Raw genomic sequence first — 20210 nt, forward strand, 5'->3', positions numbered from 1 at the left:
AACCACACCTCATGCCCCTACTTGTGATGAAATTCGGCGGCACATCCGTCGCCAATCCGGATCGCATTCGCCGCGCCGCCAAACGTGTCGGCGTCGAAGTCGCCAAGGGCTATGACGTGATCGTCATCGTCTCTGCCATGTCCGGCAAGACCAACGAATTGGTCGGCTGGGTGGGCGAGACCTCGCCGCTGTATGATGCGCGTGAATATGATGCGGTCGTGTCCTCTGGCGAGAACGTGACCGCCGGGCTGATGGCGCTGACGCTTCAGGAAATGGACGTGCCCGCGCGCAGCTGGCAGGGCTGGCAAGTGCCGCTCAAGACCAACTCCGCCCATAGTCAGGCCCGGATCGAGGACATCGGCACCGACAATATCAACGCCAAGTTCGGCGAGGGGATGAAAGTGGCAGTGGTTGCAGGTTTTCAGGGGATTTCGCCCGAGGGCCGTATCACCACATTGGGGCGCGGTGGGTCTGATACCACGGCGGTTGCCTTTGCGGCGGCCTTTGGGGCCGAGCGCTGCGACATCTACACCGATGTGGACGGCGTCTACACCACCGATCCGCGCATCTGTGAAAAGGCGCGCAAGCTCGACAAGATCGCCTTTGAGGAAATGCTGGAACTGGCATCCTTGGGTGCAAAAGTGCTGCAAACCCGCTCTGTGGAACTGGCCATGCGCTACAAGGTCAAGCTGCGCGTGCTCTCCAGCTTTGAAGAACAATCCGACGAGGCCGGCACGCTGGTCTGCGACGAGGAGGAAATCATGGAATCCAATGTTGTTAACGGCGTTGCCTACTCTCGCGATGAGGCCAAGCTGACCTGTCTTTCGGTCGCGGATCGTCCCGGCATTGCGGCGACCATCTTTGGCTGCCTCTCTGATGCGGGCGTGAACGTCGATATGATCGTGCAGAACATCTCTGAAGATGGCCGCACCGACATGACCTTTTCCTGCCCCACCGATCAGGTGCAGCGCGCCGAGGTTGCGCTCAACGCCTACAAGGACAAGGGCGAGCTGAACTATGCCGAACTGGTGGCGGACACTGGTGTGGCGAAGATTTCCGTCGTCGGGATCGGCATGCGGTCGCAGTCCGGCGTTGCCGCCAAGATGTTCAAGGTGCTTTCGGATGAGGGCATCAACATCAAGGTGATCACCACGTCGGAGATCAAGATCTCCGTGCTGGTGGATCGCAAATACATGGAGCTCGCGGTGCAGGCCTTGCATGATGCGTTCGAGCTCGACAAGGCAAGCTGATACGCGTTGCCGCTGATTGAATGCGCGCCGGAGGTTTCCTCCGGCGCGTTTGTTTTTGCGCATTCGCTTTTTTCGAGCGTGCGGCAGGCAAGCTGGTCGGGGCCGCCCCCATGCTGCCAGCAGGGCGGCGGCGCAGAAGGGTATTTGCTGCAAAACCTCTTGCCAGCGCCCCGGCCAGCCGACACATTGCCTGTGACCTCGCGTCCGGTGCGAAGAGAGTTGATGCGCATGAGCGTCATCTGTTATTCGGAACGCCGGATCGTGAACGGGTGGGTGACAGGGCATCCGTGGCGTCAAATGAAAAACCCGGGAAAGGGCGAACATGGTTGAGAACACGGAATCCGAGAGCAGGAAGCTTCTGGGTCGTCTGCGCGAGGCCATGGCAGGAGATGATGCCGGGCAGGCCCGCCTTGATAAGATCACTCAGCTGATTGCCGACAGCATGGGCACCGAAGTGTGCTCCATCTATCTGTTTCGCGACGAAGAAACGCTGGAGCTCTGCGCCACCGAAGGTCTGAACCGCGAATCCGTTCACCAGACCCGCATGCGCGTGGGCGAGGGGCTGGTGGGGCGCGTGGCCCGCACCGGCAAGGTCATCAACACCCCCGATGCCCCCAGCGCGCGCGGCTTCCGCTACATGCCCGAGACGGGGGAAGAGCGGTTTTCCTCTTTCCTCGGGATTCCGATCCAGCGTCTGGGCGAGATGATGGGCGTCCTGGTGGTGCAGTCCAAGGAGACCCGTGAATACTCCTCCGACGCGGTTTATGCGCTTGAGGTGGTGGCCATGGTCATTGCCGAAATGACCGAGCTGGGAGCCTTTGTGGGCGAGGGCTCGGCGATGTCGCCGCTGCACCAGCAGTCCGTGATCCTGAAGGGGATCACCGCCCAGGAGGGGGCGGCCGAGGGCAATATCTGGCTGCATGAACCCCGCGTGGTGGTCACCAACCCGATTGCCGATGATCCGCACCGCGAACTGGAGCGCCTGCAAGAGGCCGTGGACGAGCTGCGCGTGGGCGTTGACAAGATGCTTCAGGTCTCCGGCGCGGACAAGGAGCAGGCGCAGGTTCTGGAAACCTATCGGATGTTTGCCAATTCCAAGGGCTGGATGCGGCGCATGGAAGAAGACATTGCGCGTGGCCTCAGCGCCGAAGCTGCGGTGGAAAAAGAGCAATCCCTCGCCCGTGGCCGTATGGCGCAGGTGCAGGATGCCTATTTGCGCGAACGTCTGAGCGATCTGGATGATCTCTCCAACCGCCTGCTGCGCATTCTGACCGGGCAGGGCAAGGACACTGGCGCGGAGTTGCCGGAGAACCCCATTCTAGTAGCCCGCAATATCGGCCCGGCCGAGCTGCTGGAATATGGCCGCAAGCTCAAGGGGATTGTCCTTGAGGAAGGCTCCGTGGGCTCTCATGCGGCGATTGTGGCGCGGGCGCTGGCGATCCCGCTGGTGGTGCGCGCTGCGCGGATCACGACAGAGGGGCTGAACGGTGATCATGTGCTGGTCGATGGCGATCAGGGCGTGGTGCATCTGCGCCCCGACGATCCCGTCGTCAGCGCCTTTCGCGACAAGATCGCGATGCAGGCACAGGCGCAGGAGCGCTACGCGTCGATACGTGACAAACCTGCTATAACGTCCGATGGTCAAAGAATAAATCTGGTGATGAATGCCGGTCTGATGGCGGATCTTCCGTCGCTGGACAACTCCGGTGCAGAAGGCGTTGGCCTGTTTCGGACCGAGTTGCAGTTTCTGGTCCGCAACAAGATGCCCAAGCGGTCCGAGCTGGTGGCGCTCTACCAGCGGGTTCTGGAAGCCGCGCATGGCAAACGTGTGGTGTTTCGCACACTCGATATCGGCTCCGACAAAGTGCTGCCCTACATGAAGCCGCAGGATGAACCCAATCCGGCGCTTGGCTGGCGGGCGATCCGCGTGGGGCTTGATAAACCCGGCGTGATGCGGATGCAGCTGCAGGCGCTGATCCGGGCGGCCAATGGCGGCCCGCTGACGGTTATGTTTCCCTTCGTCGCCCAGTTCGAGGAGTACCGGCTGGCAAGAGAGGAAGTGAACAAAACCATCGAACGCGAAAAACGTCTGGGTCATATCCTGCCCTCCAGTCTGGAGGTCGGGGCGATGCTGGAGACGCCATCGCTTGGTTTTGCGCCGCTCAAGTTCTTTGAGGAAGTGGATTTCCTGTCGATCGGCGGCAACGATCTGAAACAGTTTTTCTTTGCGGCGGATCGTGAAAATGAACGGGTGCGCAAACGCTACGATACGCTGAATGTGAGCTTCCTGAGCTTTATCGAACGCATCGTGGAGCGCTGCGATATCTCTGGCACGCCGCTGAGTTTCTGCGGCGAAGATGCCGGGCGTCCGATCGAGGCGGTCTGTCTTGCGGCCATGGGCATCCGCACCCTGTCGATGCGCCCGGCCTCCATCGGTCCGGTCAAATCGCTGCTGATGCGGGTGGATCTGGGCGAGTTGCGCAAGATCATCTCTGATGCGCGCCATCGGGGCGATCAGACCGTGCGCCCGGCAGTGATGCAATATCTACGAGGACTTTAACCGCTCAAATTGTCTGGGGGCATGACAGCGTTGATCGCGCTCAGCGGGCGCGCGATCTGTCTTGGCCACGGCTGGGTTTGAGTGCAATGGCGGGGATTGCGATGTCGGCGGCCCTAGAATGCGTTGTCCTTGTCCGATTTTTCTCGCAGAATATTCCAAAAATTTTTTCTATAATTGTCTTTAATCAACATTTCTGCGGTTTCTGGCTCAAATGCCTATCCGGTGATGAAAGCCTAGATTTGGCTGAGCAGCGTGTTCGCCTGATCAACGCAACGGAGCCCACGGGGAGATCGGCAATAGAGTAGCGTCATCGGGGCCGGCAGCACATGCGAGCGGTGGCGATACCCACATGATGACCTGGGCAAAACCACTTGAGCTCAAGCGGAAATCCCGAATTTATCCACAGATTTGACTGGCGTTTTCCACAGCCTTTGACGGTGGCTTTGTCGGCGCGGCCACCCGGCTGGCGTCAATTTGACAGCTTGCTCGTAAATCTGCCGAATTCCCCCTCACTGGGTCTAGGCGCAGCCTTTGCAATGGATATGATCCCGGCGATCAGGAGAGGAAGACCAACAGATGTCCAGCGTATCAGCACCATCCACCACACCGCCGCGCCGCAGCGGGGGCAGAATTCTTGCGGATCAGTTGCGCATTCTAGGGGCAGACACGATTTATTGTGTACCCGGAGAAAGTTACCTGGAGTTGCTCGACGGGCTTCACGCCCATCAGGAGGCGATAAACGTCGTCACCTGCCGGCACGAATCTGGTGCGTCGAATATGGCCGACGCCTATGGCAAGCTGACAGGCAAGCCGGGGATCTGCGCCGTGACGCGGGGGCCGGGGGCGACCAACGCGTCGAACGGCGTGCACACCGCGTTTCAGGATTCCACCCCGATGATCCTGCTGATCGGGCAGGTGGGGCGCGAGATGGTCGACCGGGAGGCCTTTCAGGAGATCGACTATCGCCGCATGTTCGGCCAGATGGCGAAATGGGTGGCGCAGATCGATGATGCCGCCCGTATCCCGGAGTATATGGCGCGGGCATGGAAAACGGCTCTGTCGGGGCGCCCCGGACCGGTGGTGCTGGCGCTGCCCGAGGACATGCTCACCGATGAGGTTGCGGTCGCGGACCTGCGGGCGACCCCGCCGGCACGCCCGGCGCCGACCGCAGGCGATGTGGAGACCCTGCAGGCGATGATCGCGCGCGCCGAACGGCCGATGCTGATGGTGGGTGGCCCCGGCTGGAGCGACCGCTGTGCGCAAAAGGCGCTGGCATTTGCCGAACGGCTCGGGCTGCCGGTGACCACATCGTTCCGCAGTCAGGACTATGTGGACAACGGTCACGACAATTATGTCGGTCCTGTCGGCATCGCGCCGATTCCCAATCTTCGCAAACGCTTGCGTGAAGATGTTGACCTTCTGATCGCGGTCGGGCCGCGTCTTGGCGAGATGACAACCCAGGGCTACGAGCTGATCGACATCCCGCATCCACAGATGACATTTGTGCATGTGCATCCGGGCGCCGAGGAGCTGGGGCAGGTCTATCAGCCGGATCTCGCGATCCACTCCGACCCGGAGCTGTTCTTTGACGCCGCCGAGGCCATCACCGTCCCCGATGGGCCGTATGTCTGGGCGGACTGGCTTCAGGACCAGCGGGCGGACTACCTTGCCTTCCAGACCCCGACCGAGGTGCCCGGTGATGTGAACATGGGCCATGTGGTGCGCCACATGAGCGAGACGCTGCCGCAGGACACGATCTATACCAACGGGGCGGGGAACTACACGGTCTGGCTGCACCGGTTTCACCAGCATCGCGCCTATCGGACCCAGCTTGCCCCCACCAGCGGCTCCATGGGGTATGGGGTGCCTGCGGCCGTGGCGGCCAAGCTTCAGCATCCTGATCGCACGGTGGTTGCCATGGCCGGTGACGGCTGTTTCATGATGACATCGCAGGAGCTTGCCACCGCCGTTCAGCACGGCGCAGATGTGATCTTCGTTGTGGTGAACAACGGCATGTACGGCACCATCCGGATGCACCAGGAGCGTCACCACCCCGGCAAGGTGATGGCGACCAAGCTGGTGAACCCGGATTTTGTGGCCTATGCGGCTTCCTTCGGCATCGCAGGCGAGCGGGTCTTGTCCACGAGCGATTTCCCGGCCGCGCTGGAACGTGCCCGGACTGCCAGGGGAGGCTACATGATCGAGATTGTCGTCGATCCGGAGGCTCTGACGCCCAACCAGTCGCTCTCGGCCGTGCGCGCAGAAGGCGAAGCGACGCAGAAGGCCTGATTGTCGAGCGCGCCCCTGACGCTCGCGCTGCCTAGCGCTGGGGCGGGCAACAAATCCGGAACCATCATGCGATCTGGTCCGCCGCGGACCGGATCGCGCTTCAGCTTGTGAAACATGTCCCGCGCCAGCAGTTAGGCCACCCTGCGCCCAGCAGCCATCTCGCAGTCTAGGCGACATGGCCGTGCCGTACGCGGTCACAAACCCAAGGGAAACTCTTCCTCCGCCGCATGAGCGGTTCTTACAGGACCCTGTCGTTCTGCCGTTGGTTTCGGTGACATCGCGCGCACTGCCGTGCTGAGGGCGCGGTTTCTTCGCGCGCCGTGGTGTGTGCGATGTCGCCACCACTGAGAGGCTTATCACCACCCGTTGATTGGCGCAGAAACATGCGGAAGGGGCTGCGTGCACCACGACGCAAGACGAACGGCACGAGGCCAAAACGCGAATGTTGAGCAGAGGGGTGAGAGCCGGAATTTGCTAGATATTGGAGGCGAGTACCGGAATCGAACCGGTGTACACGGATTTGCAATCCTTCGGATACCTCTGAAAACGCAAGACAAAGCTGTAAACACCCCCCCTTTAAGGGTGTCCAAAAATCAAACGGTTACGCGCCGCCTGTAAACCGAAAAGGCGGATCCAGCCTCGGCCGCTTCATGAAACCTGCGCACAAGCGCATGTCACGGATGATCGGCTATTGCCTCACCCTTGGCACTGCCGATGCCTGGTCCGGTTTTAGCTTGGTTGCAGCGAGGAGGCTTTCTGAGACCGAGCGCGCGGCGTTGGCGTTCTCGGCCCTCAATTCCCTTGAATTGGATCACGCTGAAATGACGGCGGCGGCGTCTATCGGTTCGGCCGGTACGCCTTTGCCCCCGTTTCTCGGAGGCATGGAGGATGCTCGGTTCTGGGCATCATACGCCAGCCGCTCAGAACTCAAGGCATATGCCCTCGCGTGTTTCAACGCCATGCCCGCCAGCGATCAGGCGGCGTTCTTCCAGTACATCAGCGCAAAGGAGGTGGCAGCATGAAGATGCTTGTGCGCCAAACCCCGGTTGGCAGTGAACTGCCTTTCGTACTCGACCTGTTGAAAGGCCACATCCGGGCCGATCCCAGCGATACCAGCGAGGATGTCGAGATCACGAACCTCGGACTGGCGGCGGCGGCGGAAATTGAGCAGGTAAGCCAAATCGCGCTGCTGGAAAAGACAGTCCGCGTGACGGTGTTTGAAGCATCCATGGGCGAGCTTTGGCGGCTTCCCATTGGACCGGCTAAAGATACCGCTACACCGACCGTGACGATCAACGGCCAGCCCTTCTCAGACTATACTTTCTTCGGAGGCAACCGCCCTCACCTGAAGTGGGGCAACAGCTTCGCAAACCTGAGCTTGAGTTGGGTTCAGATCGAGTACCAGGCAGGCTTTGGCGACACGGCATCCAGCATCCCGGCTGATTTGTCCTATGCGCTGATGGATCAGGCCGCGCTCCTATATGATGCGCGTTCTCCACTCAGCACCAAATCCCTCACCCACTCCCCGCACATGGCGCGCATTGGGGCCAAGTATCGAGGAGTGAGCCTGTGACCGAAGAAGAACTGGATCTCATCATGACATTCCGGTGGCCGCGTGTAGTGCGTCAGGTCATGGGATTAGCCAACGATGAGCGGTTGATGGGCTTTGTCTGCTCAATCGCCAGGAGCGGCAAGTGTCGCAACTGGCACCCCTCCAAGAAGCAAGAGGCATGGATGCGCAACATCCTGGCTGACTTCGACGCCGCGCATGAGCCGGAAATTCAGCTGATCGAGAGGTGATAAGAACGAAGCCCGCCGGGCGAACGGCGGGCCTATGCGGCAGGTGGCTTTCACGGGTTAGCCGGGCCTGACGCATCACAGTGCTACCGGGAAACGGGCCAAAGCACAAGGGCAGCTATTCCGCGTCTTGCGGTCATTCCATGCCCTAAGGCCCCACTGCCACCCTCTAAGGCGGTGAACATGGGAGTGCGGACCGAGCCGAGGGAAAGGCAGGTCTGGCCATATGCTGGGGCCTTCCGAAGTGGCGGGCAACATGGCGGCGGTCAGGGCGGGAGGCGGGGTTTTATCCCCTGCCACGGTAACCCGCTTTCTGACCGTCACCAAGATAACCAACGTTGGAAGGCTTAGAAGAAGAGAACAACGGTTAGGTAGAGAGATACGCGCGAGGACAGACGATGACTGAGGTAAAGAAAAAAAAGGACAGGCAGTGGCGCAAAGCAGACGGCTCAAAGCTGCCGACGCCAGCCCCCGCACCGACGCTTGCGGAACAACGGGAACAAGACCTCTTCGGAAATGGTCCCAATGCCGAGACTTTGAAGAATGCAGGTAACCGAGGGTATGAGTTTTCTCTTTTCGCGCAGGACGAAAAGTTCGCCGCAGCGCCGCCAGCCGAAAGAGCTATGCAATTCATGCATAGCCTGGCCATTCCCGAAGGTCCGAACGCGGGCACCCCAGTCATCCTCGCGCCGTTTCAACGCCAGTTCATCGAAGGCGCACTAGCTGCCGACACTGTCAACGCCATTCTCAGCATTGGGCGCGGCAACGGCAAATCTGCAATCACGGCGGGCTTGGCGCTTGGTGGCCTGATCGGCATCTGGGACCGTCAACCACGTCGGGAAATCATCGCTGCCGCACGGACGCGCGACCAGGGCCGGATTATCTGGGACTTTGTGGCAGGCTTCGCGGCCTCTCTACCCCTCGAAATCCAGAAACAGTTGATCTACCGCCGTGCCCCCCGCTTGGAAATCGAATTCACTGGCGACGGTGGCGGGCATGTTCTGCGGGTGATTGCGGCTGACGGTAAATCCGCCCTGGGCGGTGCTCCTACCATGGCAATCCTGGACGAACGCGGACACTGGGCGCTTGATCGCGGTGATGAGCTGGAACACGCTTTGCTGTCTGGCCTGGGGAAGCGCGGCGGGCGCGCGGCCTTGATCAGTACCAGCGCCAGCGACGACACTCACTCCTACTCACGCCACATCGACGATCCATTGCCCGGCACCTATGTGCAAGAGCATCGGCCCGCGCCCGGTCTCCCTGCGGACGATCCAGAAAGTTTGCTGATCGCCAACCCCGGCGCGCCTCATGGTATCGGCGCTTCGCTGGAATGGCTCGAAGCCCAGGCCAAGCGGGCGATTGCGCGAGGTGGATCCAGCCTCACGAGCTTCCGGCTCTACAACCGCAATGAGCGCGTGTCCGGTGAGGCGCGTGACATGCTGATTACCTTGGACGAATGGTTGGCCTGCGAAACCGATCCTTTGCCGCCCCGGCAGGGCAGCGTCGTGATCGGCATCGACCTGGGCGGATCGGCCAGCATGACGGCGGCTGCGTTCTATTGGCCCGAGACCGGGCGGCTAGAATGCCGGGGAGCCTTCCCTTCGCAGCCGTCCCTGCTGGATCGCGGGCAGGCCGATGGCGTGGCCGGGCGATATGTAGAGATGCAGGACCGGGGCGAATTGTCGGTTCTGGGCGACAAGACGGTGCCCGTTGCGCCATGGCTGGCCGAGGTGGTGCGCCATGTCGAAGGCCAGCCGATCAGCGCGATCACGATGGATCGCTTCAAACGGGCCGAACTGAGCGAAGCGATCACGCGGGCGGGCATCCGTGCTCCGCTGGTCTGGCGCGGGCAGGGCTTCTTCGACGGTGGCGAGGATGCAGAACGTTTCCGCCGCGCGGCCTTTGACGGCCAGGTGAAGGCCAGCCCGTCACTGCTGTTGCGCTCTGCCTTCGCGGATGCGGTCTGCCTGCGCGACCCTTCGAACAACATCAAGATTGCCAAGGCCCGTTCGAACGGGCGGATCGACGCGGCGGCGGCAACGGTTCTGGCCGTCGCCCAGGGCGCGCGGATCGCGGCACAACCCAAAGCAAAAGCGAGGATGGCATGGTTCTGAGCGCCGGTAGTCTCAACCGCCGCATTCAAGTCCAGCGGGTAACCAAAACCCCGGACGGCTATGGTGGTTTCAACAGCGAATGGAACGATCACGGCCCGGCGATCTTCGCCAGGCGACGCGACGTGTCCGACGTTGAACGCCTGAGTGCCGGTGCTTGGAATAACAAGCTTGTCACTCGCTTTATCATCCGCGCCACTGCATTCGGCAAAGGCATCCGCCGCACAGATCGCTTGGTGCACGAGGGTTTTACCTACGAAATCAGCGGCATCAAAGAGGTTCCGGACACCCGCGCATTTCTCGAGATCACAGCCGAAACGGAAGAAACACTGTGAGCGCGCGCAAGGAACATCACCGGCATTCCCGGAAGGTCACCCGCACCAAGCGCTGGAAGGCACTGCGCGCGGAGATCCTCGAACGTGACCGCTACCGCTGCAAGTCTTGCGGCTGCGGTGGGCGGCTCGAAGTGGATCACATCAAGCCGGTCAGGACGCACCCCGAACTGTCTTATGCCCCCCACAACCTACAGGCGCTCTGCCCGAGCTGCCACACACGGAAAACTCGGATCGAGTGCGGGCATCCCCCGCCCCGAAAAGACCGCCAAGACTGGCGGCAAGCGGTCGAGGCGATGGAACGCCCCGGCAAAACCCAAACCAACAACCGCGAGGAATGAGCATGTTGGATTCTGTGAAGATCGCCCGGCGGCAAAGCGAAATCCGCCAGCAACTGGCCGAACTGGCAGGCAAGGAAACCCCGACCGAGGACGAAGTGCGGTCGATGGAAACGCTGGACCTGGAATACCGCCAAAACGAAACCAGGTATCGCGCCGCCCTGATCGCGGAAGACACCGAGCGACGTGATGCGGGCACCGAGCTGGAAACCCGCTCCGCCCAGGAATGGGCCGAACTGATGGGTGGTTTCGAGCTGCGCCAGGTCGCACTTGCGCTCGATGAAGGGCGTCAGCTCGACGGGCAAACGGCCGAGATCGTGACGGAGCTGCGCAGCGCGGGTGGCTTCCGTGGTATTCCCGTGCCCTGGCAGGCGCTGGAAGTTCGGGCCGGTGAGACCGTCGCCACCGGCACCCCGAACCCGATCCAGACACGCCCCATCATCGACCGGCTTTTCCCAGACAGCGTGGCGGCGCGCATGGGAGCGCAGATGATCAGCATCGACGCGGGCGCGGTAGAATGGCCCGTGACCACCTCGGCCGTCACGGCGGGATGGGCCGATGGCGAGACGGCGAACGTGGCCGGGCCGACGACCTACGCAACCACCGACCGCGCCATGTCGCCGGACCACAATCTCGGCATTCAGATGCGCATCACGCGCAAGACGCTCAAGCAGTCCGGCGCGGCGCTGGAGCAGGCGGCGCGCCGGGACATGAGCGGGGCAATGGGCGCGGCGATGGATCAGGCGGCTTTCCTCGGCACGGGGGCCAATGGTCAGCCGCTCGGCGTCATCACCGGCGCGGCGACCTATGGCATCACATCTACGGGCGTGGATGCACTGGCGAGCTGGGGAGCGTTTCGCTCGGCCGTCACCCGCTTCATGACCGCAAATGCCGCCGGTTCACCGGACGCGGTGCGGGCGCTGATCCGGCCCGAGCTGTGGGACTTTCTGGACGGCGCGCTGATCGACGGCACGGCGGTGTCCGAGTGGGACCGCTTGGTAAAGAACCTGCCCTCAGCCAACATCGCCATGACGAACAATGCGCTTGCTGCACCGTCAGGATCCCCCGCGGCCACATCTTCGCTGCTTACCACCGCGGCGGGCGGGGTTGCCCCGATCTTCATCGGTGCATGGGGCGCGGTGGACATGATCCGCGACCCTTACAGCGATGCACAGTCCGGCGGGCTGCGGATCACTGCACTCGCGACCATGGACGTGACCGTAGCTCGGCCGGCCCAGCTTGAACTGCTGACCGGCCTCCAACTGGCGGCGGCGTAATGCTCTGGGGCGCTCATACCGGCAGCATTGAGCTGCGCAACGAGGGCGGGGAAACCCGCCTTCGGGCAACCTTTCCCTATGGCCTGGAAACCGTGCTAGCCGAGCGCGTGGGCATGGGCCGTGAGCGTCGTGAGATGATCGCAGCGCGTGCCTTCGCGGATCGGATCGAGCGCGGCGAGGACGTGCACTTTCTGTCCGGCCATGACTTCAACAAGCCGTTGGCCTCACGTTCGGCCGGCACCCTGACCCTGACGGAAACGGATAACGCGCTGACGGTAGAAGCGACGATCAGCGCAGACATGGGTCAGGTCAGCTATGTCCGGGACTTCCTCTCGGCCCACGCGGCCGGTCTGGTGCGAGGTCTGTCCCCAGGTTTCCGCGTCCGGCCGGGCGGCGAGGCAGTCGAGGAACGCGGCAACGCGATCCTGCGGACCATCAAGGCGGCTGACTTGATCGAGATCAGCGCCGTCACGAAACCCGCCTATCCCCAAGCCCAGATCGAGGCCCGAAACTGGCAACCCATCGGCGAGGTGGTCAAACGCCTGACGCACCGCCCCGCCGCAATCCGATGGAGGTGACCATGTTTGGATGGCTCATGAACAAGCTGCGCCCGATCGAGGCCAGGTCCAGCGGATCTGGCTATACCGCCCAGGTCATGGCGGCGCGGGACAGCTTTATCAGCGGCCGGCGCGGCGTGGCCGAGCTGACGGCGACGGTGCAGAGCTGCGTCAGCCTTTGGGAAGGCGGGTTCGCAATGGCGGACGTGTCCGGCACCGAGTTGCTGACCCGCCAGACGATGGCGATGATTGCCCGTGCGGCCGCGCTGAACGGCGAGGCTGTCTATCTGATTACCGAACTGGGGCTTGTGCCGGCGACAGATTGGGACGTCACAACCCGTGATGGCAAGCCGCGCGCTTATCGCCTGTCCATCCCCGAGGCAGGCGGTGGGCGCACGGTAACCGCTCTTGCTGCCGAGGTGCTGCACCTTCGGATCGGCTCGGACAACCTGACGCCCTGGATCGGCACCGCCCCGTTGCGCCGGTCCAGCCTCACCGGGGCCATGCTCCACGCCGTGGAATCGGCCCTGGGCGAAACCTTCGAGAATGCCCCGCTCGGCTCTCAGATCGTGCCACTGCCGGACACCGGGGCCGAGGATATGGCATCAATGCGTGATGAATTTCGTGGGCGGCGCGGCTCCACGTTGGTGATCGAGGGCATAGCGCAGGCGACGGCGGCGGGCATGAACCCCCAAATCGGGCAGAAGCCGGATCAGCTCTCGCCAGACCTGTCCAGGAGCATGACGGCTGAGACGCTCGCCGCAGCCCGAGAGGGTATCCTCATGGCCTATGGCGTCCTGCCGTCGCTGGTGAACCGTGCCGCCACAGGCCCAGTCGTTAGGGAAGCGCAACGCCAGCTCGCAATTTGGACGCTGCAACCTATCGCCGCCCTGCTGGCCGATGAGGCATCCGCCAAACTCGGCGGGCTGGTGGAGATCGACACTATCCGGCCGCTGCAAGCCTTTGATGCAGGCGGGCGCGCCCGCGCCCTGTCCGCGATCATCAAGACGATGGCCGAGGCGAAAGAGGCGGGCATTCCGCCCGGTGACGTGTCCGGGGCCATGCGCATGGTGGATTGGAAGGAATAGGCAGGGCGCGCCTCGGGTAGCTTTATCCAGCTTGTTCAACCCGAAAGCGCCTCGGATCAGTCGGTGAGTGCCGTATCAACCCCGACAGCGCGCGGCCCAATGCTCCAATTCCAGCGGGCGCGGCGCGCATTTAGGTTAACTCATGTCTTCGGGTTTTTGGTATTCATAACCACCAAACTCTACAACAGCAGTCCTAGGGTCTTCCGAGGCGTCCCAATCGAGCAGGTTCGCAGAGTGGAACATTATACTTGCGACGTTGAAGATCAGAGGGGTTGCTGAGTGGTAAGCAACCAACTGCAATAGCGCTCCATCCACTTTCTCAACTTTCCAGTATGTGGAAGTAAAAAAAACACCCTGTTCGTCACGACCAGATGTAATAAACTCGTAACTCTTTCCAACTTCAAACATTTTCGGCCTCGATAGTTATTTCTTTCAATTGGGGCTCAGTTTCTTATTCACGGCCGTTTTTCTCAGCTTTCAAGCCTCTTTCAAGAACTTCAATCCCCCAGTCATACAACTGGCGCAACTCCGCTTTGTGCGAGTCGTCTGATGCAAGCAATCTATCGTACTCTTCAAGGAGTGACTTAAGTTTGTCCTCAGCGGAGGCCGGAAACTGTTCGTCTAGCGCTGTTACAATTGTAGCGTTCAAGGAAGAAGCGCCGCCTGCCGCATTGATGCGAGCATGCAAATCGCGCGGAAGGCGCAGAGTTATTCGAATCCAGTCATCTTGCTTTGCCATAACAGCAGAATAGCAATGCCGCACCAAATTGCCACCAAAATAGTGTTGACACTAATATAGTGTCTGCACCAAAATAGTGTCACACCGCAGTTGACCTATGAGAGGTTCTTTGATGTTGAAAAATCGCGTTCGCGCGCATGGCGGAGCTGTGTCTCGCCGTGCCCTCCTGGCATCACTACCAGCCAGCCCGCTAGCTCTTTCGCTAGTTGAGCCAGTCGCAGCCCGTTCCACAGACCCCCTAGTCGCGATGCATGATGAGTGGATGTCTCTTCGTCGAGAGTGGGACAAACTAGCCAAGCTCCCTGGCAACGAGAGCTTGGTCACGCCTCCAATGGTCGAACTAGAGGATAGGTGGATCGCACTAGAAGAGCGTATGGCAGATTGCACCCCGACCTCACTGGAAGGCATCGCCGCGCTTGCGTCCTTATCCTGGTACTATCTAGCAATGGAAGGAGGCGAAGAAGATGCTGAGAACCGTGCGGTTCGTTCCATCTGGCAGGCATGCACAGGAAAGGCAGGCAACCCGCTCATTTAGCACTTAGTGCGTAATCATCATTTAGGGTTGACGGCTACCCTTAATAACGCTTAGTCATTTAGGCATGCGTAAGGGACCGTTCATATCAACTGTAGCCACCTTCACCCGGATCGAGGAGAAGACTGTGCAGATGTACGCTCGTGAGCTCATAAACAATGGCCTGTTTTCAACCGGTGCCAGAGGCGTCAACGCTCCGCATATGACAAAGAGTGACCTGTCCAATACGCTCAGCGCGCTATTGGTCACAAACCGCCCCGCCCACGCTCCTGAACTGGTCCGGTACTTTGGTGCGATGCAATTGAGCATTCCAGAGGCTTGGCGCTCCAGTGGGACGCTTCCCAGTGACCCAGATCACACATTTTCTGAACTCTTGGAGTGTTTTTGCGATCCGCTTAACAAAATACCTAGCGGGATCCTAATCAACATCATCGGAACGTCTTCAGTAGAAGTCTGCAACCAAGATGTGCTCGATGATAACGGCAAGCCGCTTTCCTTCACGTATTACTCCCGTGAACTGATGGCTCGCCTAATGGATGGAGAATATTCTCCACTTCTAGATCAGCGCGGCATTACGCGTTCCAGTTCAATTGATGCGATTACGATTGAGCACATCAAAGCGAAAGTGTTCGAAGGTGTTGATCCGGCTCAAGGCCCTCACCTTTCGAACTCTGCGACGAGCGAGGAGGCCTGAAATGGAGCGCCGCCCTGCCGCGATCCGCAAGTCTGATCTCACGCCCGCTTTCGAAGCCGCGAAAGCTGCGGGCTATGATCAGGTGTCCATCGTCGTAGAAACCACTGATGGCAAACGTTTCCTGATCACGGCGGGAACCGCCGGCGATGCTACCAAGCCGGACATGACCCCGCTCGAAAAGTGGAGGGCAGGCCGTGCCACAAGCTGATCTGCCCAAAGGTGTGCACCGCGTCCGGCGGAAGCTGGCGAACGGCAAGAGCCGCTTTCACTTCTATGCATGGCGTGGCGGTCCCAAATTCTGGGAAGGTGACCACCGCAAGCCGAACGACCCTGCGTTCTATCAGGCATTCGCGGAAGCCGCTGCGCGCCCGAAACCGGCTGACTACACGACGCCCGAAATGGTGGATGACTTTCTGTCCAGCACCGCCATGCCCAAGGGCGAACGGTCCCGCGCCGACATTCGGAAATGGGGCCTGCGATTCGCGGACCATTTCAAGGATGCGCCTGCCGTCATCTTCGAGGAACGCGGCGCACGGGGCGAGGTGAACGCATGGCGGGCGCTCTGGAAGCACTCACCGAAGCAGCACGATATGGCGGGCACCCACGCGGTTCGCATTCTCAATTGGGCGGTGGATGAGGGCAAGCTGTCCGAGCATCACTGCCACAAGCTCCACCGGCTCTATGAGGCGGACCGCTCAGAAATCGTTTGGACCCAAGCCGACCGGGAAGCCTTTAACGCGGTCGCGCCGGAATGGGCCCGCCGCATTCTTTGCGTCGCCTGCGAAACCGGCTTGCGCCCGGCTGACCAGATCAAGCTGACCCCGGCCCACGTCGAGCAGACGCCGCGCGGCCGTCGCCTTCGCGTCAGGACGAACAAACGCAAGCGGCTGGCCCATATCCCGATCACGCCCGCGCTGGCCGAGGTGATCGACACGACTCCGCCAGGCCGGTTGCTGATCCTCACCAATGCCAACGGCAATGCCCTGACCCCGCACCGCGCGTCCGAGGGTGTCCGCCAGTGGCGCGACAAAGCCAAGCTGTCCGATGAGCTGCGCCTATATGATGCACGCGGGACGGCTGCAACGCGCCTGCTAAATGCCGGTCTATCCCTTGCTGAGATTGCCAATCACATGGGCTGGTCAGTTCGCTATGCAGGGAACGTGATCGAGCATTACGCCCGTGTATCGCCTGACGAAACCGATGCTGTTCTGGCCAAGCTGGCGCAATCGGAAGGGGGCGCAGCATGAACAAAATTGTAAACGGGTATGTAAACGGCGCAGGCCGCGTAAGCGATGGCGAAGCGCAAGTGTCTGAAAATAAATGGAGGCGAGTACCGGAATCGAACCGGTGTACACGGATTTGCAATCCGCTGCGTCACCACTCCGCCAACTCGCCTTATCAATCGCTTAACAGTGGCGGGTGGTGTCCTGCCACTTAGCGTGCCACACTGTCTATTTGTGTTCTGATGGGTTCGCAAGGGGCAAAACGACGATCTCTCACGAAATTCTTGGGACTTCTCGAAGCCTGGTTTGAGGCGCTGCGGGACGGGGAAACGGAGACCATTGAATGCTCTGCCCGTTCCGGCCGTTCCGTCAATTGGGCCGCTGGCAAGCGATACGCTAGGCGGGACAATCTGGGGTGCTGAAAGAGGGCTAACCCTGCGCCGTCGCGCTTTGGTGATGCGTCCGGAGGATGGCCTTGGCGATTAGCCCGGGGACGCCGGGCAGTGCGCCGAGAACGGGCAGGGTGGCGCCCTGAAAGCCGGCCTGGGCCAACGCTTCGGGGATGTCTTCGCGCACATGTGCGCCGGATTGGGCAAAGAAGGGCAGGCATAGGGCGCGGGGACCAAGGGATCGGGCCGCGTCCGCGATGAACGGTGTCTCCTCGACAAAGCCGGTGCGCAGGTTCAGCCCTGGCAGGGCGGCGCGCAGTGTCGCAGCAAAGGACTCGGCGGCCTCGGCTGCCTTCGGACCGCGTGCAGAGCCATGTGCAGCCAGCAGGATCTCGGTATCGTCGAGCGCCCAGCCACGCGCTGCAACCGCATCCCGGATGGCGGTGACCGTGAGCGCCGGCAGCGCCGGATCAAGGCCAAACGGCGCGGCGATCCGGTATCGCCACCCGGTCAGGCGCCGCGGCAAGACCTTGCCGGTGAACCATCCCCGCGCCATGAAAAAGGGATAGATCACCGCATCCTCACACATGGCGGCCTCCAGAAACCCCTTGGACGAAAGGGTTGCAGACCGGACATCCCAATCGGGCAGCTGGTCGTTCACGGCTGCTGCCACCGCGGCGAGATGGATCTCGGGGGGAGGGGGTGCAGACGGCTGGCCATGAGAGGTCAGGATGGCAACGCGGGGGAGATGCGGCATGAGGGGCTCGGGGCTGTGAAGGGGCAGAGACCTCCTGACACTAGGGGCTCTGTGCAATGTGGAAAAGGGGGCGGGTCTGATCCGCCGAAGAGAGACCGCGAAAATCCGGGGCGACGCGGGTCCGGCGGGAAAAATACCGGATATGTGGTTGACGGCAAAAAAACCTTCACATACATCACACGATACGAAGCGGGTATGGTGAAATGGTATCATAAGAGCCTTCCAAGCTTAAGGTGCGGGTTCGATTCCCGCTACCCGCTCCAATTCTTTCCCAGCCGATAAAAAGACCTGTTGCTTCAACTGCTTGTATTGCGCAACTGCGGCGATACTACCCAGTTTAGCGGCCAATGCAGCCTTGACCTGCCAGTGGCGCGGGGCCATGACACGGGGCGGGACGGGCGCTGTGCGCGCCAGACGAAGATTGGCGAGCAAAGGAGCCCTCATGGCACGACGTGCGGTGCAAACCTCAGGCGGCAACGAAGATCGCGAGAGCTCTCGCCGGATTGGCGTTCTTAAGGCGCTTTGGCCCTTCATGCGGCCCTATCGGGGGATGATCCTTGCGGCGCTGGCGGCGCTGACGCTGACCGCGGGCGTGTCTCTGTCCCTGCCGCTGGCGGTGCGCCGGGTGGTCGACAATTTCCGGATCACGGATGCGGCGCTGTTGAACCAGTATTTCACCGCGGCGATGGTGATGGCGGCGCTGCTGGCCTTTGGCACCGGGCTGCGCTACGCGCTGGTGACCAAACTGGGCGAACGGGTGGTGGCGGACATCCGCAAGGCGGTGTTCGACCGCATCATCGGCATGAGCCCGGCCTTTTTCGAGCGAATCATGACCGGCGAGGTTCTGAGCCGGATCACCACCGACACCACGCTGATCCAGTCGGTGCTGGGCTCTTCGGCCTCTGTCGCGCTGCGCAATCTCCTGATCTTTGCGGGCGGGCTGGTGCTGATGCTGCTGACATCGGCCAAGCTGACGGCGCTGGTGTTGCTGATCGTACCGGCGGTGATTGTCCCGATCTTGTTTCTGGGCCGCCGCCTGCGGGCGATTTCCAAGGAGAACCAGGACTGGATCGCCGCCTCCTCGGGCAATGCGGGCGAGGCGCTGGGGGCGGTGCAGACCGTTCAGGCCTTCACCCACGAGGATCTCAGCCGTCAGCATTTTGCAGAGATGACCGAAACCGCTTATGACGTCTCGCGTCGCCGCATCCAGACGCGCGCCTGGCTCACGGTGATCGTGATCTTTCTGGTCTTTGCCGGTGTTGTCGGCGTGCTGTGGATCGGCGCCAACGACGTGCGCTTTGGCGACATGTCCGAAGGCGCATTGGTGCAGTTCGTGATCTATGCGGTGATGGTGGCTGGCTCGGTTGCGGCCCTGTCCGAGATCTGGAGCGAGTTGCAACGCGCGGCGGGGGCCACCGAACGGCTGGTCGAGCTGTTGCAGGCCGAGGACAGCGTCACCGACCCGATGTCGGCACAGACCCTGCCAGAGCCGGTGCGCGGCGAATTGCGGTTCGACAACGTGTCCTTCACCTATCCGTCGCGGCCGGATGTCTCGGCGCTGGACCGCGTCGATCTGACCATTCATCCCGGCGAAACCGTGGCCTTTGTCGGCCCGTCCGGGGCGGGCAAGACCACGATCATCCAGATGATCCAGCGGTTCTATGACCCGCAATCCGGCGAGGTCCGGTTGGACGGGGTGCCGCTGAACGCCCTGTCGCGTCAGGACTTCCGCCGCCATGTGGCGATGGTGCCGCAGGATCCGGTGATCTTTGCCGCCACGGCGCGTGACAATATCCGCTTTGGGCGCCCGGATGCCACCGATGCCGAGGTCGAGGCCGCCGCACGGGCTGCCGCCGCGCATGACTTCATCATGAAGCTGCCCGAAGGGTATGATGCCTATGTGGGCGAACGCGGCGTGATGCTGTCGGGCGGGCAGAAGCAGCGCATCGCCATTGCCCGCGCCATCCTGCGCGACGCGCCGGTGCTGTTGCTGGACGAGGCGACCTCGGCGCTCGATGCGGAGAGTGAACGTCTGGTGCAGGCCGCGTTTGAGGATCTGAGCCGGGATCGCACCACCATCGTGGTGGCCCACCGGCTGGCGACCGTCAAACAGGCTGATCGGATCGTGGTGATGGATCAGGGCCGTATCGTCGCCGTCGGCAGCCACGACAGTCTTGTGGCCGAAGGTGGGCTCTATGCGCGTCTGGCGCGCCTGCAATTCACCGATGGGGCCGCGGTCGCCTGACGTCCTGCGCAGGTCCATGTGCGGGCAGGGCA

The 20210-nt window shown here is 61.6% G+C and carries 19 protein-coding genes and 2 tRNA genes; 17 read left to right on the forward strand and 4 right to left on the reverse strand.

Going from position 1 to position 20210, the window contains the following annotated elements; genetic code table 11:
• Positions 1-11: 11 nt before the first annotated feature.
• From MHM97_RS06450 to MHM97_RS06505, 12 genes are all read left to right on the forward strand, one after another.
• A complete protein-coding gene (locus MHM97_RS06450) occupies positions 12-1250 on the forward strand; it encodes an aspartate kinase (protein ID WP_239320901.1) in 1239 nt (412 codons plus the stop codon).
• A 322-nt stretch (positions 1251-1572) separates the two neighbouring features.
• Positions 1573-3810 (forward strand): phosphoenolpyruvate--protein phosphotransferase, encoded by a 2238-nt coding sequence (gene ptsP, locus MHM97_RS06455; protein WP_239320903.1) that lies wholly within the window; start codon positions 1573-1575, stop codon positions 3808-3810.
• 576 nt (positions 3811-4386) lie between these two features.
• On the forward strand, positions 4387-6099 hold the full coding sequence (locus MHM97_RS06460; RefSeq protein WP_239320906.1) for a thiamine pyrophosphate-binding protein: 1713 nt from the start codon (positions 4387-4389) through the stop codon (positions 6097-6099).
• A 650-nt stretch (positions 6100-6749) separates the two neighbouring features.
• A complete protein-coding gene (locus tag MHM97_RS06465) occupies positions 6750-7121 on the forward strand; it encodes a hypothetical protein (protein WP_239320909.1) in 372 nt (123 codons plus the stop codon).
• Positions 7118-7672, forward strand: a complete 555-nt coding sequence (locus MHM97_RS06470) for a hypothetical protein (RefSeq protein ID WP_239320912.1) — start codon at positions 7118-7120, stop codon at positions 7670-7672. Before MHM97_RS06465 ends, MHM97_RS06470 begins: the two co-directional genes overlap by 4 nt.
• Entirely contained in the window at positions 7669-7899 is a 231-nt protein-coding gene (locus MHM97_RS06475; protein ID WP_239320915.1) for a hypothetical protein, read from the forward strand. Before MHM97_RS06470 ends, MHM97_RS06475 begins: the two co-directional genes overlap by 4 nt.
• Positions 7900-8528: 629 nt before the next feature.
• Entirely contained in the window at positions 8529-10010 is a 1482-nt protein-coding gene (locus MHM97_RS06480) for a terminase TerL endonuclease subunit (protein WP_239320918.1), read from the forward strand.
• Positions 10001-10342 carry a head-tail adaptor protein gene (locus MHM97_RS06485; RefSeq protein ID WP_239320921.1) on the forward strand — a complete coding sequence of 114 codons (342 nt, stop codon included), beginning with the start codon at positions 10001-10003 and terminating at the stop codon, positions 10340-10342. Before MHM97_RS06480 ends, MHM97_RS06485 begins: the two co-directional genes overlap by 10 nt.
• Complete coding sequence (locus tag MHM97_RS06490) at positions 10339-10680, forward strand: HNH endonuclease (protein ID WP_239320924.1); 342 nt, start codon at positions 10339-10341, stop codon at positions 10678-10680. Before MHM97_RS06485 ends, MHM97_RS06490 begins: the two co-directional genes overlap by 4 nt.
• 2 nt (positions 10681-10682) lie before the next feature.
• Complete coding sequence (locus MHM97_RS06495) at positions 10683-11954, forward strand: phage major capsid protein (RefSeq protein WP_239320927.1); 1272 nt, start codon at positions 10683-10685, stop codon at positions 11952-11954.
• Positions 11954-12532 carry an HK97 family phage prohead protease gene (locus tag MHM97_RS06500; RefSeq protein ID WP_239320929.1) on the forward strand — a complete coding sequence of 193 codons (579 nt, stop codon included), beginning with the start codon at positions 11954-11956 and terminating at the stop codon, positions 12530-12532. Before MHM97_RS06495 ends, MHM97_RS06500 begins: the two co-directional genes overlap by 1 nt.
• 2 nt (positions 12533-12534) lie before the next feature.
• Positions 12535-13599: a phage portal protein gene (locus MHM97_RS06505; RefSeq protein ID WP_239320931.1), complete on the forward strand. Its 1065-nt coding sequence runs from the start codon at positions 12535-12537 to the stop codon at positions 13597-13599.
• 135 nt (positions 13600-13734) lie between these two features.
• On the opposite strand, the gene MHM97_RS06510 is transcribed toward MHM97_RS06505, so the two are convergent.
• Positions 13735-14007, reverse strand: a complete 273-nt coding sequence (locus MHM97_RS06510; RefSeq protein WP_239320934.1) for a hypothetical protein — start codon at positions 14005-14007, stop codon at positions 13735-13737.
• A 43-nt stretch (positions 14008-14050) separates the two neighbouring features.
• Entirely contained in the window at positions 14051-14338 is a 288-nt protein-coding gene (locus tag MHM97_RS06515) for a hypothetical protein (RefSeq protein WP_239320936.1), read from the reverse strand.
• A gap of 659 nt (positions 14339-14997) precedes the next feature.
• Here MHM97_RS06515 and MHM97_RS06520 point away from each other — a divergent pair.
• From MHM97_RS06520 to MHM97_RS06530, 3 genes are read left to right on the forward strand one after another with little or no spacing between them, the layout of a single operon-like run.
• Positions 14998-15564: a hypothetical protein gene (locus tag MHM97_RS06520; protein ID WP_239320939.1), complete on the forward strand. Its 567-nt coding sequence runs from the start codon at positions 14998-15000 to the stop codon at positions 15562-15564.
• Between the two features lies 1 nt (position 15565).
• Positions 15566-15772 carry a hypothetical protein gene (locus MHM97_RS06525; protein ID WP_239320942.1) on the forward strand — a complete coding sequence of 69 codons (207 nt, stop codon included), beginning with the start codon at positions 15566-15568 and terminating at the stop codon, positions 15770-15772.
• A gap of 13 nt (positions 15773-15785) precedes the next feature.
• A complete protein-coding gene (locus tag MHM97_RS06530) occupies positions 15786-16811 on the forward strand; it encodes a tyrosine-type recombinase/integrase (RefSeq protein ID WP_239320945.1) in 1026 nt (341 codons plus the stop codon).
• A 74-nt stretch (positions 16812-16885) separates the two neighbouring features.
• Here the strand turns inward: MHM97_RS06530 and MHM97_RS06535 are convergent.
• Positions 16886-16959: transfer RNA gene (locus MHM97_RS06535), tRNA-Cys, on the reverse strand.
• Between the two features lie 257 nt (positions 16960-17216).
• Positions 17217-17933 carry a CbiX/SirB N-terminal domain-containing protein gene (locus MHM97_RS06540; RefSeq protein ID WP_239320948.1) on the reverse strand — a complete coding sequence of 239 codons (717 nt, stop codon included), beginning with the start codon at positions 17931-17933 and terminating at the stop codon, positions 17217-17219.
• Positions 17934-18122: 189 nt separating this feature from the next.
• Here MHM97_RS06540 and MHM97_RS06545 point away from each other — a divergent pair.
• Both MHM97_RS06545 and MHM97_RS06550 read left to right on the forward strand, forming a co-directional pair.
• Positions 18123-18196 (forward strand) — tRNA-Gly (locus MHM97_RS06545).
• A 179-nt stretch (positions 18197-18375) separates the two neighbouring features.
• Positions 18376-20178 carry an ABC transporter transmembrane domain-containing protein gene (locus tag MHM97_RS06550; protein WP_239320951.1) on the forward strand — a complete coding sequence of 601 codons (1803 nt, stop codon included), beginning with the start codon at positions 18376-18378 and terminating at the stop codon, positions 20176-20178.
• Positions 20179-20210 lie beyond the last annotated feature (32 nt).

Origin of the sequence: Epibacterium sp. Ofav1-8 (assembly GCF_022348185.1) — a bacterium.
GTDB lineage: Bacteria > Pseudomonadota > Alphaproteobacteria > Rhodobacterales > Rhodobacteraceae > Epibacterium.